This is a genomic window from Burkholderia contaminans, assembly GCF_029633825.1.
Lineage (GTDB): Bacteria > Pseudomonadota > Gammaproteobacteria > Burkholderiales > Burkholderiaceae > Burkholderia > Burkholderia contaminans.
The window spans coordinates 149,923-164,414 of the sequence record NZ_CP090640.1; the positions used below are offsets into that span (position 1 = coordinate 149,923).

The 14,492-nt window shown below is 66.1% G+C and carries 15 protein-coding genes and 2 tRNA genes; 8 read left to right on the top strand and 9 right to left on the bottom strand.

All coding sequences use genetic code 11. From position 1 onward, the window contains the following. The first annotated feature begins 73 nt into the window (after positions 1-73). A complete protein-coding gene (locus tag LXE91_RS00725) occupies positions 74-958 on the top strand; it encodes a LysR family transcriptional regulator (RefSeq protein WP_039370345.1) in 885 nt (294 codons plus the stop codon). Between the two features lie 53 nt (positions 959-1,011). Here LXE91_RS00725 and LXE91_RS00730 read toward each other — a convergent pair whose 3' ends face one another. The 5 genes from LXE91_RS00730 to LXE91_RS00750 all read right to left on the bottom strand — a co-directional run bounded on the left by LXE91_RS00730 (position 1,012) and on the right by LXE91_RS00750 (position 8,999). Continuing rightward, entirely contained in the window at positions 1,012-1,470 is a 459-nt protein-coding gene (locus LXE91_RS00730; protein WP_039370342.1) for a CopD family protein, read from the bottom strand. A gap of 250 nt (positions 1,471-1,720) precedes the next feature. After that, positions 1,721-4,042, bottom strand: coding sequence for a DNA topoisomerase IV subunit A (gene parC, locus LXE91_RS00735; RefSeq protein WP_039370339.1), 2,322 nt, complete (start codon positions 4,040-4,042; stop codon positions 1,721-1,723). A gap of 69 nt (positions 4,043-4,111) precedes the next feature. Beyond that, positions 4,112-6,094: a DNA topoisomerase IV subunit B gene (gene parE / locus LXE91_RS00740; protein WP_039370338.1), complete on the bottom strand. Its 1,983-nt coding sequence runs from the start codon at positions 6,092-6,094 to the stop codon at positions 4,112-4,114. Positions 6,095-6,335: 241 nt separating this feature from the next. Further along, positions 6,336-8,285: an ATP-binding cassette domain-containing protein gene (locus tag LXE91_RS00745; protein ID WP_039370334.1), complete on the bottom strand. Its 1,950-nt coding sequence runs from the start codon at positions 8,283-8,285 to the stop codon at positions 6,336-6,338. Positions 8,286-8,594: 309 nt separating this feature from the next. Further along, positions 8,595-8,999, bottom strand: coding sequence for a DUF4399 domain-containing protein (locus LXE91_RS00750; protein WP_039370331.1), 405 nt, complete (start codon positions 8,997-8,999; stop codon positions 8,595-8,597). 199 nt (positions 9,000-9,198) lie between these two features. On the opposite strand from LXE91_RS00750, the gene LXE91_RS00755 reads away from it, so the two are divergent. Further along, entirely contained in the window at positions 9,199-9,381 is a 183-nt protein-coding gene (locus tag LXE91_RS00755) for a rubredoxin (protein ID WP_006398668.1), read from the top strand. A 159-nt stretch (positions 9,382-9,540) separates the two neighbouring features. Further along, a tRNA-Arg gene (locus LXE91_RS00760) sits at positions 9,541-9,615 on the top strand. 39 nt (positions 9,616-9,654) lie between these two features. Here LXE91_RS00760 and LXE91_RS00765 read toward each other — a convergent pair. Further along, the gene (locus LXE91_RS00765) at positions 9,655-9,990 is read right to left on the bottom strand and encodes a hypothetical protein (RefSeq protein ID WP_046196934.1); all 336 of its coding nucleotides are present in this window, start codon (positions 9,988-9,990) and stop codon (positions 9,655-9,657) included. Positions 9,991-10,219: 229 nt separating this feature from the next. Here LXE91_RS00765 and LXE91_RS00770 point away from each other — a divergent pair. Together LXE91_RS00770 and LXE91_RS00775 are read left to right on the top strand one after the other, a co-directional pair. Then, positions 10,220-10,296, top strand: a tRNA-Met gene (locus LXE91_RS00770). Positions 10,297-10,547: 251 nt separating this feature from the next. Next, positions 10,548-10,841 carry a hypothetical protein gene (locus tag LXE91_RS00775; protein WP_076841640.1) on the top strand — a complete coding sequence of 98 codons (294 nt, stop codon included), beginning with the start codon at positions 10,548-10,550 and terminating at the stop codon, positions 10,839-10,841. A gap of 54 nt (positions 10,842-10,895) precedes the next feature. On the opposite strand, the gene LXE91_RS00780 is transcribed toward LXE91_RS00775, so the two are convergent. Further along, positions 10,896-11,636, bottom strand: coding sequence for an SDR family NAD(P)-dependent oxidoreductase (locus tag LXE91_RS00780; RefSeq protein ID WP_046196935.1), 741 nt, complete (start codon positions 11,634-11,636; stop codon positions 10,896-10,898). Positions 11,637-11,751: 115 nt separating this feature from the next. Here LXE91_RS00780 and LXE91_RS00785 point away from each other — a divergent pair, with 115 nt between their 5' ends. Further along, complete coding sequence (locus LXE91_RS00785) at positions 11,752-12,375, top strand: TetR/AcrR family transcriptional regulator (RefSeq protein ID WP_039368486.1); 624 nt, start codon at positions 11,752-11,754, stop codon at positions 12,373-12,375. Between the two features lie 36 nt (positions 12,376-12,411). On the opposite strand, the gene eco is transcribed toward LXE91_RS00785, so the two are convergent. Continuing rightward, positions 12,412-12,912 (bottom strand): serine protease inhibitor ecotin, encoded by a 501-nt coding sequence (gene eco / locus LXE91_RS00790; protein WP_039368489.1) that lies wholly within the window; start codon positions 12,910-12,912, stop codon positions 12,412-12,414. A gap of 144 nt (positions 12,913-13,056) precedes the next feature. Here eco and LXE91_RS00795 point away from each other — a divergent pair, with 144 nt between their 5' ends. Continuing rightward, positions 13,057-13,371 carry a hypothetical protein gene (locus LXE91_RS00795; protein ID WP_039368492.1) on the top strand — a complete coding sequence of 105 codons (315 nt, stop codon included), beginning with the start codon at positions 13,057-13,059 and terminating at the stop codon, positions 13,369-13,371. Between the two features lie 180 nt (positions 13,372-13,551). On the opposite strand, the gene LXE91_RS00800 is transcribed toward LXE91_RS00795, so the two are convergent. Beyond that, positions 13,552-13,953, bottom strand: a complete 402-nt coding sequence (locus LXE91_RS00800; protein WP_011352835.1) for a hypothetical protein — start codon at positions 13,951-13,953, stop codon at positions 13,552-13,554. A gap of 117 nt (positions 13,954-14,070) precedes the next feature. Between LXE91_RS00800 and LXE91_RS00805 the strand changes: the two genes are divergently transcribed. Continuing rightward, positions 14,071-14,451 carry a DUF5594 family protein gene (locus LXE91_RS00805; RefSeq protein WP_039368496.1) on the top strand — a complete coding sequence of 127 codons (381 nt, stop codon included), beginning with the start codon at positions 14,071-14,073 and terminating at the stop codon, positions 14,449-14,451. Positions 14,452-14,492 lie beyond the last annotated feature (41 nt).

A 14,492-nucleotide genomic window follows, 5' to 3' on the forward strand; every position in this document is an offset into this window, starting at 1 on the left:
TTGATCGGCGCAACCGTATGAATCCAGTTTGATATCATCGGTTTCACCGATATATCGCCACCAGGAGCGCCGCATGCGCCACGCCCCCGAAGCCCTGCTCGCCTTCGCCGAAGCCGCGTTGCTCGGCTCGTTCACGGCCGCCGCGCGCAAGCTCGGCAAACGCCAGTCGACCGTGTCGGAGGCGATCGCGAATCTCGAGATCGATCTCGGCGTGCAGTTGTTCGACCGCTCGACACGCGCACCGACGCTGACCGACGCCGGGCGCGCGCTGCTGCCGCAGGTGCAGCGCGCGCTCGAAGCCGGCGCGGCGATCGACCGCACGGCCGCGCGGCTCGCGCGTGGCGAGGAAGCGCGGCTGACGCTCGTCGTGTCCGATACCTACCAGTCGAAGCGCTACGAGGAAACGTTGATGGCGCTCGAACGGCGCTTCCCGGCGCTCGAGCTCGAATGCCAGATCGCCGAGCACGAAGACGTGCTCGACCTGATCCAGCAGGGGCGCGCGCAGCTCGGGCTGATGGCCGCGCGCGCGGCCTACCCGGCCGATATCGGCGCGGCGACGATTGCGGAGGAGTCGGAAATCGGGCTGTTCGTCGGCCGCACGCACGCGCTCGCCGAATACGGCGATGCCGACGTGCCGCACGCCGCGCTGCGCGACGTGCGCGAACTGCGCCTCAATACCTATGTGAAAACGGAAGGCCGCGGCGCCGACGACCGGATCGTCGTCGGCACGCAGCACTGGCTGGCGCCGAGCTACCTGATGCTGCTGGAGATGGCCGTGCTGGGGTTCGGCTGGGCGGAACTGCCGCGCTGGATGGTCGACCACTTCGCGCGCGATCGCCTGTGCGAACTGCGTGCGCGCGGCTGGCCACGCCGCGTGCGGGTCGATGCGGTCTGGTCGCGCAACCGGCCGCTGGGCCCGGTCGGCTCATGGCTGCTCGATGCGATGCTGGCCGCGTAGCGGCGCTTGCCGGCGCACCCGCGGCTGCGCGCGGGCCGGCCGGCCGCGGTCAATCAGAAGCCGCGCGACAACACCGCCGCGCCGATCGTGACGACGCCGAGTACCAGGTTCACGAGGACGAGCAGGCGCACCGTATTCACCGCGCGCGCGCCGTCCGGCCACTTCTGCGCCTGCACCGCACGGCGGATGCGCGGGAACAGCGCGAACCGGATATGCCCGAAGATCAGCATCATCACGACGCCGAGCCCCGCCATCGCGTGCAGCGACCACGTTGCGTGCGCGCCGCCGAATTCCACCAACAGGAAGCCGCCGGTCAGCAGGATCACGATCACGGAACCCGAGACCCAGTTGAAGAAGCGGCCGAACACGCCTTCGATCAGCGGCAACCGCAGCTGCGGCGACAGGTCGGACAGCGCCGGACGCAGGCAGAAGTTGGCGAAGACCATCCCGCCCACCCACACGGCGACGGCCAGCAGATGAAGAAACAGCGCGACGGAGACAGCATGGGACATGACGGCAATCCTGTGAGGAGTGGGGTGCGGCGAACGGCCGCGTCGCACGCGGCATCGAGCGACGTTCGACCGGATTGTCGCCGAGCGGTTCAGACCCCAGGCGCGATTTCACACTATTTTGCAAGTTCCGCGTGACAACGCCACGCTTGCTTACCCGAATCCCCCTCCAAGAGAAAAAGGCCGCACGTCCGCCGAAGCGGAGGTGCGGCCTTCGATCGCGGCCGAACCGGACGATCGATCGTGCGCAGCGTCAGCCGAGCAGCGGACGCAGTTCGCTGACGACCTTGAGCTTCGTCTCGGGCGCTCGGCCCTTGCGTGCGCGCTTGCCGACGTGCGGCGCCAGCCCTGCATACGACAGCGTCTCGTCCATCGCCTTGCCGCCGCGGCCGGTGCCGATCAGCACGACGCCGGCCGGATCGATCGCGAGTGCCTGAACGAGCGTTTCCTTGTCGTCGAGCGCCATCAGGATCACGCCGCGACCGCCGCCTGAGAGCGTCTTCATCTCGTCCATGCCGAACACGAGCAGGCGGCCGCCGCTCGACAGGCACGCGACCTGCGTCGCGTTCGGCAGCACGGGCATCGGCGCGAGCGGCACCGCGCCCGCATCGATCGTCATGAACGCCTTGCCGGCCTTCACGCGGCTCACCATGTCGCCGACCTTCGCGAGGAAGCCGAAGCCGTTGCTCGACGCGAGCAGCAGTTGCTGGTCGGCCGGCGCCGCGAAGTAATGCATCAGGTGCGAGCCCGATTCGAGCTCGATCAGCGACGTGACGGGCACGCCGTCGCCGCGCCCGCCCGGCAGCACCGACACGTCGACCGAGTACACGCGGCCGCTGCTGCCCCACGCGATCAGGCGGTCCGGCGTGCGGCACTGGAACGCCGCGTACAGGCTGTCGCCGGCCTTGAACGAGAAGCTGGCCGGATCGAGCCCGTGGCCCTTCAGCGCACGCACCCAGCCCTTCTGCGACACGACGACCGTGACCGGCTCGTCGACCACCTTCGCCTCGAACGTCGCGCGCTTTTCCTGCTGGATCAGCGTGCGGCGATCGTCGCCGTACTGCTTCGCATCGGCCTCGATCTCCTTGATCATCAGCCGCTTCATCGCGCTTTCGTTCGCGAGCAGTTCCTCGAGCTTCGCCTTCTCGTCGCGCAGCGCTTCGAGTTCCTTCTCGATCTTGATCTTCTCGAGACGCGCAAGCTGGCGCAGCCGGATTTCGAGGATGTCTTCCGCCTGCCGTTCACTGAGGCCGAACGCGCTCATCAGCGCGGCCTTCGGCTCGTCCGACTCGCGGATGATGCGAATCACCTCGTCGATGTTCAGGAAGACGATCATCCGCCCTTCGAGGATGTGGATGCGGTCGTCGACCTTCGCGAGACGATGGCGGCAGCGGCGCGTCATCGTCAGCTGGCGGAACTTCACCCATTCGTCGAGGATCGTCAGCAGGCCCTTCTGGCCCGGCCGGCCGTCGGCGCCGATCATCACGAGGTTCAGCGTCGCGTTCGATTCGAGGCTCGTGTACGCGAGCAGTGTGTTCACGAATTCCGTCTGGTCGATCGTGCGCGACTTCGGCTCGAACACGAGCCGCACCGCCGCCTCCTTGCCCGACTCGTCGCGCACCGCGTCGAGCAGGTCGAGCATCGCCTTCTTCGTGTTGAGCTGCTCGGGCGTGAGCGTCTTCTTGCCGAGCTTGAGCTTCGGGTTCGTCAGTTCCTCGATTTCCTCGAGCACCTTCTGGCCCGACGTGCTCGGCGGCAGCTCGGTCACGACGAGCTGCCACTGGCCGCGCGCGAGATCCTCGATCTTCCAGCGCGCGCGCACCTTCAGGCTGCCGCGGCCGGTTTCATAGGCCGTCGCGATTTCGGTGTCGCTCGAGATGATCTGCCCGCCGCCCGGGAAATCCGGGCCGGGAATCAGGTTCATCAGCTCCGCGTGCGAGAGCTTCGGATTGCGGATCAGCGCGACCGCCGCCGCCGCGACTTCACGCAGGTTGTGCGACGGGATTTCGGTCGCGAGGCCGACCGCGATGCCCGACGCGCCGTTCAGCAGCACGAACGGCATGCGGCTCGGCAGCGTCTTCGGCTCCTCGAACGAGCCGTCGTAGTTCGGCATGAAGTCGACCGTGCCCTGGTCGATCTCGTCGAGCAGCAGCTTCGCGATCGGCGTGAGGCGGGCTTCGGTGTATCGCATCGCCGCCGCGCCGTCGCCGTCGCGCGAGCCGAAGTTGCCCTGCCCGTCGATCAACGGGTAGCGCAGCGAGAAATCCTGCGCGAGACGCACCAGCGCGTCGTACGCCGACTGGTCGCCGTGCGGGTGGTATTTACCGAGCACGTCGCCGACCACGCGCGCCGACTTCACCGGCTTGGCGTCCGGGCCGAGGCCCATTTCGTTCATCGCGTAGAGAATCCGGCGCTGCACCGGCTTCTGGCCGTCGCACACGTCGGGCAGCGCGCGGCTCTTCACGACGCTGACCGCGTAGCTGAGATACGCCTGCTCCGCGTAGTTGCCGAGCGTCAGCGCTTCGGCGTCCGGTGCATCGGAGCTGGCGAAGAGATCGGAAGTGTTGTCGTCCATCTGAAATCCGTATTCGTAAGTGGCGTGAGGCCGGGCCGGGAGTCATGCCCGGCCGCGCAGGTGTTCGGCTTAGATGTCCGCTTCGACGTCGTTGCCCTTTTCCTCGAGCCAGCCGCGCCGCGCGGCTGCCTCGCCCTTGCCCATCAGCATCGTCATCCGTGCGACGGTCGCCTCGTAGTCGAGCTCGCCGAGCTTCACCGGCATCAGGCGGCGCGTGTCGGGGTTCATCGTCGTATCCCACAGCTGCTCGGCGCTCATTTCGCCGAGACCCTTGAAGCGGCTGATGCTCCATTGCGTCTCGCGCACGCCTTCCTTGCGCAGCTTGTCGAGGATCGCCTCGAGTTCGCCTTCGTCGAGTGCATAGAGCTTCTGCGCGGCCTTCTTGCCGCGCGCGGGCGCGTCGACGCGGAACAACGGCGGGCGCGCGACGCACACATGGCCACGCTCGATCAGTTGCGGGAAGTGCTTGAAGAACAGCGTGAGCAGCAGCACCTGGATGTGCGAGCCGTCGACGTCCGCATCCGACAGGATGCAGATCTTGCCGTAGCGCAGGTTCGACAGGTCGACGCTTTCATCCGGGCTGTGCGGATCGACGCCGATCGCGACCGAGATGTCGTGCACCTCGTTGTTCGCGAACAGGCGGTCGCGCTCGGTTTCCCACGTGTTCAGCACCTTGCCGCGCAGCGGCAGGATCGCCTGGTACTCCTTGTCGCGGCCCATCTTCGCGGAGCCGCCTGCCGAGTCGCCCTCGACCAGGAACAGCTCGTTGCGCGCGATATCTTCCGTCTCGCAGTCGGTCAGCTTGCCGGGCAGCACCGCGACGCCCGAGCTCTTGCGCTTCTCGACCTTCTGGCCCGCTCGCGTGCGCGCCTGCGCCTGCTTGATCACGAGCTCGGCGAGCTTCTTGCCGTGCTCGACGTGCTGGTTCAGCCACAGCTCGAGCGCAGGGCGCGAGAACGACGACACGAGCTTCACCGCGTCGCGGCTGTTCAGGCGTTCCTTGATCTGCCCCTGGAACTGCGGATCGAGCACCTTCGCGGACAGCACGAACGACACGCGCGCGAACACGTCTTCCGCGAGCAGCTTCACGCCCTTCGGCTGCAGGTTGTGCAGTTCGACGAAGCTTTTCACCGCCTGGTAGAGACCGTCGCGCAGGCCGGATTCGTGCGTGCCGCCGGCCGGCGTCGGGATCAGGTTCACGTACGACTCGCGCACGAGCGAGCCTTCCTCGCTCCATGCGACGACCCACGACGCACCCTCGCCTTCGGCAAAGGTGTCGTCGCCCGAACGCGAATCGGCGAAGCGCTCGCCTTCGAACAGCGGGATCAGCAACTCGCTGCCGTTCATCTCGTCGAGCAGGTAGCCGCGCAGGCCGTCTTCATATTTCCACGTCTGGCGCTCGCCCGACTTCTCGTTGACGAGCACGACCTCGACGCCCGGCAGCAGCACGGCCTTCGAGCGCAGCAGGCGCTGCAGTTCGCCGAGCGGCAGGTTCGGCGAATCGAAATACTTCGGATTCGGCCACACCTGCACGCGCGTGCCGGATTTCTTCTCGCCGCGGCCCGCGCCCTGCGTCGTGAGCGGCTTGACGACATCGCCTTCGGCGAAGCCGAGCTCCGCGATCTTGCCGTCGCGCCAGACCGTCACGTCGAGGCGCGTCGCGAGCGCGTTCGTCACCGACACGCCGACGCCGTGCAGGCCGCCCGAGAACGTGTAGGCGCCGCCCGCGGCCTTGTCGAACTTGCCGCCCGCGTGCAGGCGCGTGAATACGATCTCGACGACCGGCACGCCCTCTTCCGGGTGCATGCCGAACGGGATGCCGCGGCCGTCGTCCTCGACCGAGACCGACTGGTCGGCGTGCAGCGTGACCGTGATCTGCTTGCCGTAGCCGCCGAGCGCCTCGTCGGACGCGTTGTCGATGACTTCCTGGATGATGTGCAGCGGATTCTCGGTACGGGTGTACATGCCGGGGCGCTGCTTGACCGGCTCGAGACCCTTTAGCACCTTGATCGATGCTTCGCTATAGGCCGCGCTGGGTTTCTTCGTTGACATAGGCGCTGAATTTCGTCATTCATCGGGACGTTGTCCACACCTGGTGTGGATAACGTCGTGGACAAAACGTTGAGTTCCGTAAAAAAGCGAATCGAAACAACGGTGTGCTTGGACTGCTCCGAAAGCGGGCGCGCGGCGTGCGCTGCGCTGCCCGGGACGCGCGGTATTTTACTGGTTCCGCGTGGCACGCCAATCGCGGAATCGCGCGCGGCGGCCGCCGGCCGCGCGACGCGCCTGCGTTTTACGCGGGCTTGCGCTTCGCCTCGAGCGTTTCCCACCGTTCGAGCGCTTCGAGCAATTCGTCGTCGATCGCCGCGAACCGCTCGGTCAGGCGCGTGCCTTCCTGCGGATCCTTCGCGAAAATCGAACCGTCTTCGAGCCGCGCGTTGATCGTCTTCTGCTCCTCTTCGAGCGCGGCGATCTTCTCCGGCAGCGAATCGAGCTCGCGCTGCTCGTTGAACGACAGCTTGACCGTGCGTTGCGCGTTGCGGCCCGCAGCGCTTTTCGCCGAATCTTCCTTGACGGGCGCGGCTTCCTTGACCGCGCGCTTCGCGGCTTCCTGCTGCGCGAGCTGATCGGCGCGCGCACTCTGGATCTGCCAGTCGGTGAAGCCGCCGACGTATTCGCGCCACTTGCCGTCACCCTCGGCCGCGATCACCGACGTCACGACGTTGTCGAGGAACGCACGATCGTGGCTGACGAGCAGCACCGTGCCGTCGTAGTCGGCCAGCAGTTCCTCGAGCAGTTCGAGCGTCTGGATGTCGAGGTCGTTGGTCGGTTCGTCGAGCACCAGCACGTTGGCCGGACGCGCGAACAGGCGCGCGAGCAGCAGCCGGTTGCGTTCGCCGCCCGACAGCGACTTCACCGGCGAACGCGCACGTTCCGGCGCGAACAGGAAATCGCCGAGGTAGCTCATCACGTGCTTGCGCACGCCGCCGATCTCGACCCATTCGCTGCCGGGGCTGATGGTATCCGCGAGGCTCTTTTCCTGGTCGAGCTGCGCACGCATCTGGTCGAAATACGCGACCTGCAGGTTCGTGCCGATGCGCACCGTGCCTTCGTCGGGCTTCAGTTCGCCGAGAATCAGCTTGAGCAGCGTCGTCTTGCCGGCGCCGTTCGGGCCGATGAAGCCGATCTTGTCGCCACGCATCACTGTCGTCGAGAAACGATCGACGACCGCGCGGCCGCCGTAGCGCTTCGTCACGTCGGTCAGTTCCGCGACGATCTTGCCGGACTTCTCGCCCTGCGCGACATCCAGCTTCACGTTGCCCAGCGTGTTGCGGCGCTCCGCGCGTTCGTTGCGCATCTGCACGAGCCGCGCGATGCGGCCGACGCTGCGCGTGCGGCGTGCCTCGACGCCCTTGCGGATCCACACTTCTTCCTGCGCGAGCAGCTTGTCGAACTTCTCGTTTTCCACGCGCTCAATTTCGAGCTGCTGGGCCTTGCGCGTCTGGTACGCGGAAAAATTGCCCGGGTACGACAGCAGCCGGCCGCGATCGAGATCGACGATGCGCGTCGCGACGCGGTCGAGGAACGCGCGATCGTGCGTGATGAACAGCAGGCCCGCGCGCTGCGCGACGAGCAGCTCTTCCAGCCAGCGGATGCCGTCGAAGTCGAGGTGGTTGGTCGGTTCGTCGAGCAGCAGCACGTCGGGCTGCAGCACCAGCGCGCGCGCCAGCGCGACGCGCTTCTGCATCCCGCCCGACAACGCATCGACGGGTGCATCGACGTCCGCCAGGCCGATCTGCGCGAGCGTCATCGACACGCGCGTGCGCCAGCTCCACGCGTCGTGCGCATCGAGCGACGACTGCAGCGCGTTCATCCGCGCGAGCAGCGCATCGTGTTCGGCGCCTTCGGGGATATCCGCGAGGCGGTGCGCGATCGAATCGTACTCTTCGAGCAGTTCGCGCGTGTGCGCAAGCCCCGATGCGACGGCATCGAACACCGTCGCGCCCGGCTCGAATTCGGGCTCCTGCGGCACGTAGACGGTCACGAGTTCCTGCTGGCGCGTGACGAGCCCGTCGTCGGGCTTCGCGAGCCCGGCGACGATCTTCAGCAGCGACGACTTGCCCGCGCCGTTTCGGCCGATCAGGCCGACGCGCTCGCCGGCTTCCAGCGAGAAATCCGCGTGATCGAGCAACGCGACGTGACCGAACGCGAGCTGCGCGCCGGATATGGAATAGAGCGACATGGGGAGACGGCGAAGAGAGGAATCGGAAGCGCCCATTGTACCGGTCGCGGGCGGCGTTACCGGCATGGCCGGACGGACAAGGCCGGCAAACGGGTCGGGAGGCGGGTTGGAACCTGCATTTGACGGCTGGCAGGCGGCCATCGACGCGAAGCGACGCGATGCGATGGCGCGCCGGGTGCGGCCGGCTTCCGATAGCGGACGCCGGCCGCGAATTCCGAGCGAAAGGGCCAACGTCGGCCGGATGCCTGCAACCGGCCGATCGCCCCTCCCGCACCGGACGCCTCGGGCGCCCGTACGCGGCACACGCAGTTACTTCACGTTGATCGTGATCGTCGAGCTCAATTCGGGACCGTACGAGCGGTGTATGCCGTCGCCCAACTGCAGCGTCAGCGTGTGCTGGCCGGGCGGCAGATTGATGTCGGTTTCGGTCTGCGCCTTGCCGAAGTGCAGCGAACGCTCGCTCGCGGGAATCACGTCGCCCTTCGGAATCGGCCGGCCGTCGATCAGCAGGTGATGATGGCCAGTGTTCGGCGTGTTGTCGCCGGCCGGTCGAAGCTCCATTCCTTCGAGCCCGAACTTCACATGCACCGGGTTCGACACCGTCGCGCCTTCGCTCGGCGCTTCGAAATACACGCGCGCCTCGGCCCGCGCCATCGTCGACACGGCCATCGCCGCCACACACAGCGCACCTGCGATCCACTTTCTGTTCAGCATCGCATTCTCCTTATGATTGGACAGCCTCGGAAGCATACACCGCACGAACGGCATACGCGTTTCGGTTGCGTTGTTCGCGATGCGTACGTTTAAAACGACGTTGCAGAGCCGTTCGACGAAATTCCGGTACCATTGCGCCTTTCGTTCGCCGGCCAGGCTGCGGACGGCATTACCGAATTTCCATTTTCCCGAGCGCTACATGAGCGAAGTAACCGAATACCAGAGCTGGGTCTGCCTGATTTGCGGGTGGGTCTACAACGAAGCGGAAGGGCTGCCCGACGAAGGCATCGCGCCCGGCACCCGTTTCGCCGACATTCCCGCCGACTGGCGCTGCCCGTTGTGCGACGTGGGCAAGGAAGATTTCGTCGTCGTCGATTTCTGATTCGCTGACGCGCTGATTTCCGATCGCGGCTGATTGCGCGATCACGCGCGTCGGCGCGTATTCCGCCCCGCCGACGCGCCGCGCGTTTGCTATACTCTGCGCGCTGTCCACACTGCCGTCCGGTTCGCGTTTTTTCGCGCGTGTCGCCCGGACATGGCTCTCCCCGTAGTTCAATGGATAGAACAAGCGCCTCCTAAGCGCTAGATACAGGTTCGATTCCTGTCGGGGGGACCAGCCAAGCCCCAAGCGCGACGATGTTGGACCGCCGCCGGCCTACTCGTCGAACGGTCCGGCTTCAAAATTGGCTACTCCGTCGGCATACTCTCGCACCCATATATCGCGGTGATCCTCGCCAGAACCCTTTACTGCGAACGACGCATTCGGTAGGCATGAAGCCAATTTGTCGAACAGCATGACGATCGCCATACTGTTCAGATAGAACAGAGTTGAAGTTGGGAGAGCCGAACCACATGCTTCGGTGAGGTTGGTCAATACGTCGTGGCTTAGCGAATATTCGTCAAGAAACTTCAAGAGTTCCTCGCGGACACTGGCAACATTCAACGGCTCGCCATCGAACGGATGAACCCAAACCTGGGTGTGAAAACTCATTCGAACTTACTCCGTTATTTTTCTCATTCAAACACTGGCTCTTCACGGCGTGGTGAGCGATTCGTGATTGTTGACGATCTACCCACCGTTGTCGATCGGCCAAGTTTGGGCTTTCGTGGGCAGTTCACCCTTCTCGAAGCGTGCCGAGCCTGCCGGTGAGCCGCCGACTCCATTCGACGTAAATCACCAATCGATTGACTCTCCACATCAGCCCTAGTACACTTCGCGCCGCGGGGTGGAGCAGTCTGGCAGCTCGTCGGGCTCATAACCCGAAGGTCGTAGGTTCAAATCCTACCCCCGCAACCAATACCGAAGCCCGCTCTGCGAAAGCAAGCGGGCTTCTAGCTTTGCGCACGCACTACTGCGTGCTCGAAGCCTGCCAGCATCACATCCCGAGCGACGAACATTCAGCCTCCGACGCCCCCTGCGACACACGATCGCATCCCGCCCGATCGCCGCGGCCCCGCGCCACCCATTGCGTAGAATTCCGAACCTTCTTCAGCATCCGGACTCCCGCAATGATTCGAGCGATCGCGGCACTCGCCGCGCTTTCAGCCATGACCGGCTCGGCAAACGCCGCCGACACCCTCACCGCCCCCGCGAAGCAGCGCTACGTCAGCCCTGGCATCGCCAACATCACGAACGCAGCAGCGCCGCACGCGGCCCCCCCCTCGCCCGATTCACACTGCCGTGAACTGACCGCCGGGATCGACGCCGTCAAGCACGCCCCCGACCGCGGCCAGAAGATCGTGCGCGGGATGGGCCCGGACGGCAAGCCACGCAACGAACTGCGCGCTTACGACAAGCGCGCCGATCTCGAAACCGAACATCACCGGCTCGGCTGCCGATAACGAACGCAACACCGCCCGGTCGAGAAATCACGCCGGGCGTCGGCATTCACGCACTCACGCGTTCGCACCACCATCGATCGTCAACCCGGTGCCATTGATCGACCGCCCTTCCGGCCCGACGACGAACGCGACGAGCGCCGCGACGTCCTCGGCCTTGCCGTACTGCGGGATCGCCATCCGCGAACGCTGCGCACCGGCGTGTTCGCCGTCGGCCGGGTTCATGTCGGTATCCGTCGACCCCGGATGCACGATATTGACCGTGATGCCGCGCGAACCGAGATCGCGCGCGAGCCCCTGCGTCCAGCCGATCAGCGCGGCCTTGCTCGCCGCATAGAGGCTCATCCCCGCATCGGGCACGCGCGTGGCAAGGCAACTCCCGGTCGACACGATGCGCCCGCCCTCCCCGAGATGCCGCGCCGCCGCCTGCGACGCGACGATCACCGCGCGCACGTTCACGTTCAGCGTCGCGTCGATATCGTCGAGCGTGAGGTCGTCCAGCGCGCCGGCCCGGAAAATCCCCGCGTTGTTGACGAGAATGTCGAGGCCGCCGAACGCCTCCGCCGCACGATCGACCGCGTCGCGTACGGCCACCGGATCGGCGCTGTCGGCCTGGATCGCAACGGCGCGACGGCCGAGCGCCTCGATGCCGGCGACGACGGCCTGCGCCCGCTCCGCCGATTTCTCATAGGTAATCGCGACGTCCGCGCCATCGGCCGCCAGCCGTTTCGCGATCGCCGCACCGATGCCGCGGCTGCCGCCCGTGATGAGTGCACGCTTGCCCTGAAGTCGGTTCATGTCGGTTCCTTTCCTTATTTATGTAACGACCGACACAGAATGTGGCAAGTTGCGCGACACAGTCAATTGATTTAATTTATCGATCGATACAGAAATCGACGAAGGGACGGACGCAATGGCTGAACGGGGCCGACCGAGAAGCTTCGACAAGGAAGCGGCGCTGGATCGCGCAATGGAGGTGTTCTGGCGCCTCGGCTACGAAGGCGCGTCGATGGCCGACCTGACGGCCGCGATGGGCATCGCGTCGCCGAGCCTGTATGCGGCGTTCGGCAGCAAGGAAGCGTTGTTCCGGCTGGCGCTCGAGCATTACAGCGCAACGGAAGGACGGGAAATCTGGGGGGGCGTAGAACAGGCCGGCAGCGCGCACGACGCCGTACGGAGCTACCTGATGGATACCGCCCGTGTGTTCACGCGGCGGTCGAAGCCGGCCGGCTGCCTGATCGTGCTGTCGGCACTGCATCCGGCCGAGCGTTCCGATACGGTCCGGCAAACGCTGATCGCGATGCGCGAGCGCACGGTGGAGAACCTGCGCGCGCGCCTCAGGCAAGGGGTCGCGACCGGCGAGATCGCCGCGCAAGCGAACCTCGACGCAATCGCGCGGTACTACGTCACGGTCCAGCAGGGAATGTCGATCCAGGCACGCGACGGTGCGAGCCGTCGCGATCTGGAGGCCGTCGCGCAAGCCGCGCTGGCCGCGTGGCCAGCGCTCGTCGGCAAGAATGGCGCGAGCGGCGCGTAGCGGCAGGACGCCGCCACGCGCGGCCGCGCCGCAACGTTACTGCTTCGCCGCGTGCTGCACGTCCTTCGACGCATGCCACACGCGATAGCGCACCTCGAAGCCTTCCGGCACATAGACGACGAGCGGCAGGCGGCTGTTGTAGCGCAGCAGCTGGCCGTCGCCGCGCACCTGCACGAACCGTTGCTGCGGCGCCTGGCCCGGGCATGCCATCAGCGTCGATGCCGGCCCCTTCACGTCGGTGAGCTGGTAGTACGTATAGCCCCAGCCCTTCACGTCCTCGGCAGTCAGCTCGCCGCCGAACCATTGCTGGTTGCAGTCGGTCTGCAGCGTCTTGCCGATCATCAGTTCGACGCGCGCATCGCCTTCGCTCTCGAGCGCGGGCAGCGCGATCACGACGCGCTGCTGGCCGGCCGCTGCCTGCGGAAACATCTTGATCGACTCGGCCGTCACGGCGGGCGCGGAAGCGGGCCCCGCCACGCAGGCGGCGGCTGTCGTCACGCAGAAGGCGGCCAGTGCGGCCCGGATCGCGAATTTCATCGATGTACTCCTGGAAAAACAAAATGAGCTCCGGATGCTAACACTTCCGTCGCATGAGCTTACGGCGCCGTAATTTGACGACACAATTGCAAACAGCTGGCAATCCCCTTGCGCGGTACTTATACGGGAACCAAGGAGAACATCATGCTGAAGCTCATTGCTGCCGCCGGCGTCGCGACCTTGCTGGCCGGCTGCGTCGTCGCCCCGGACGCCGGATACGGCTACGGTTACGGGCAGCCCTACTATTCCGATCCAGGCTACGCGTACGCGCCATCGCCCGTGTACGGCACGGTCAATATCTGGGGCGGTGGCGGCGGGCGCGACTGGGATCGCGGCCGGCGCGACTACCATCGCTGGGACGGCGACCGCGGCAACCGCGGCAACGGCTGGGGGCGCGGCGGCGGACACCGCGGTGGCGACTGGAACGATGGTGGCGGAGGCGGCGGCCATCGTCACTGACGCGCATTTGCAACCGTTTGTATCCGCGTAGTGCCCGTCGACGGCCGACGCGTCGTGCAAAAAAACGGACGACCGCACAAAAGACGAAGGCCCTCGCACGAAGCGAGGGCCTTTTGTCGTTCGGTGCGGTGAAGCGAACGGCGCCATCGCCGCCCGCTCACGCTTCGCTGGTCAGCCTGCTCACCAGCCGGCAGGCTGAGCGTAGCCACCCGACACGGGAGCGCCGCACACATACGCGCGCTGGTAGCGGTCGTAGCAATAGTTCGGGCCGTCGTCCTGGTACTGCGCCTGCTGATAGGTCGGATACGCAGGCTGCTGGTATGCCGGCGCCTGGTAGTACGTCGGCGGCTGATAGGCCGGCGCCTGGTACGCGGGCGCCTGGTACGCGACGGGCGGATTCATCGCGGACGTCACGATCGCGCCGAGCACCGCGCCGCCGATCAAGGCGCCGATGACGGCGCCACCGTCGCGGCCATGCGCGGACGCCGGGCCTGCCACGGCAAGCGAACCGGCAAGGACACACACTGCGGCAATTTTTTTCATGATGGACTCCCACGCGAAGTGGTACTGGATGCGATGCATTGTGGCGGCTTGCGGCCGTAATAGATGCAGCAAGTGGTAACGCGCGATTACCGGCATCACGCCCATCGAAATACGCGGTCGCCGTGCTACGATTTTCGGCATACAGGAGACGCCGTCATGCAGCCCGAAACCGCCCGCCGTTTCGATACCGAATTCGCCCCGCGCATCGCACAGGCCATCGCCGCCTTCTTCGCCGAACACGTGCTGACCGACGTCGTCCCGTATGGCGGCCACGGGCACCCGACGCGCGTGCAGATCCGCAGCGCGCCGCACGAGCACGTCAGCGGCTTCGACCATCCGCTGAACCTCGAGCTCACCTGGGACACCGACGAAATCGAGCGGCTGATGGAGCCGGACGGCCCGCAGCGCTTCGAGCACTACCTCGCCGCGCTGCCGAAAAAGCTGGGTGCATGGCAGAGCGCGCGCGACATCGATCTCCTGTCGCGCACGCAGGCCGACCCGCTCGTGCGGCTCGGCGGCCTCGACTTCGAAGGCTGAGTGCCGGCATCGCGCGACGCGGCCCGGTGATACACTCGATC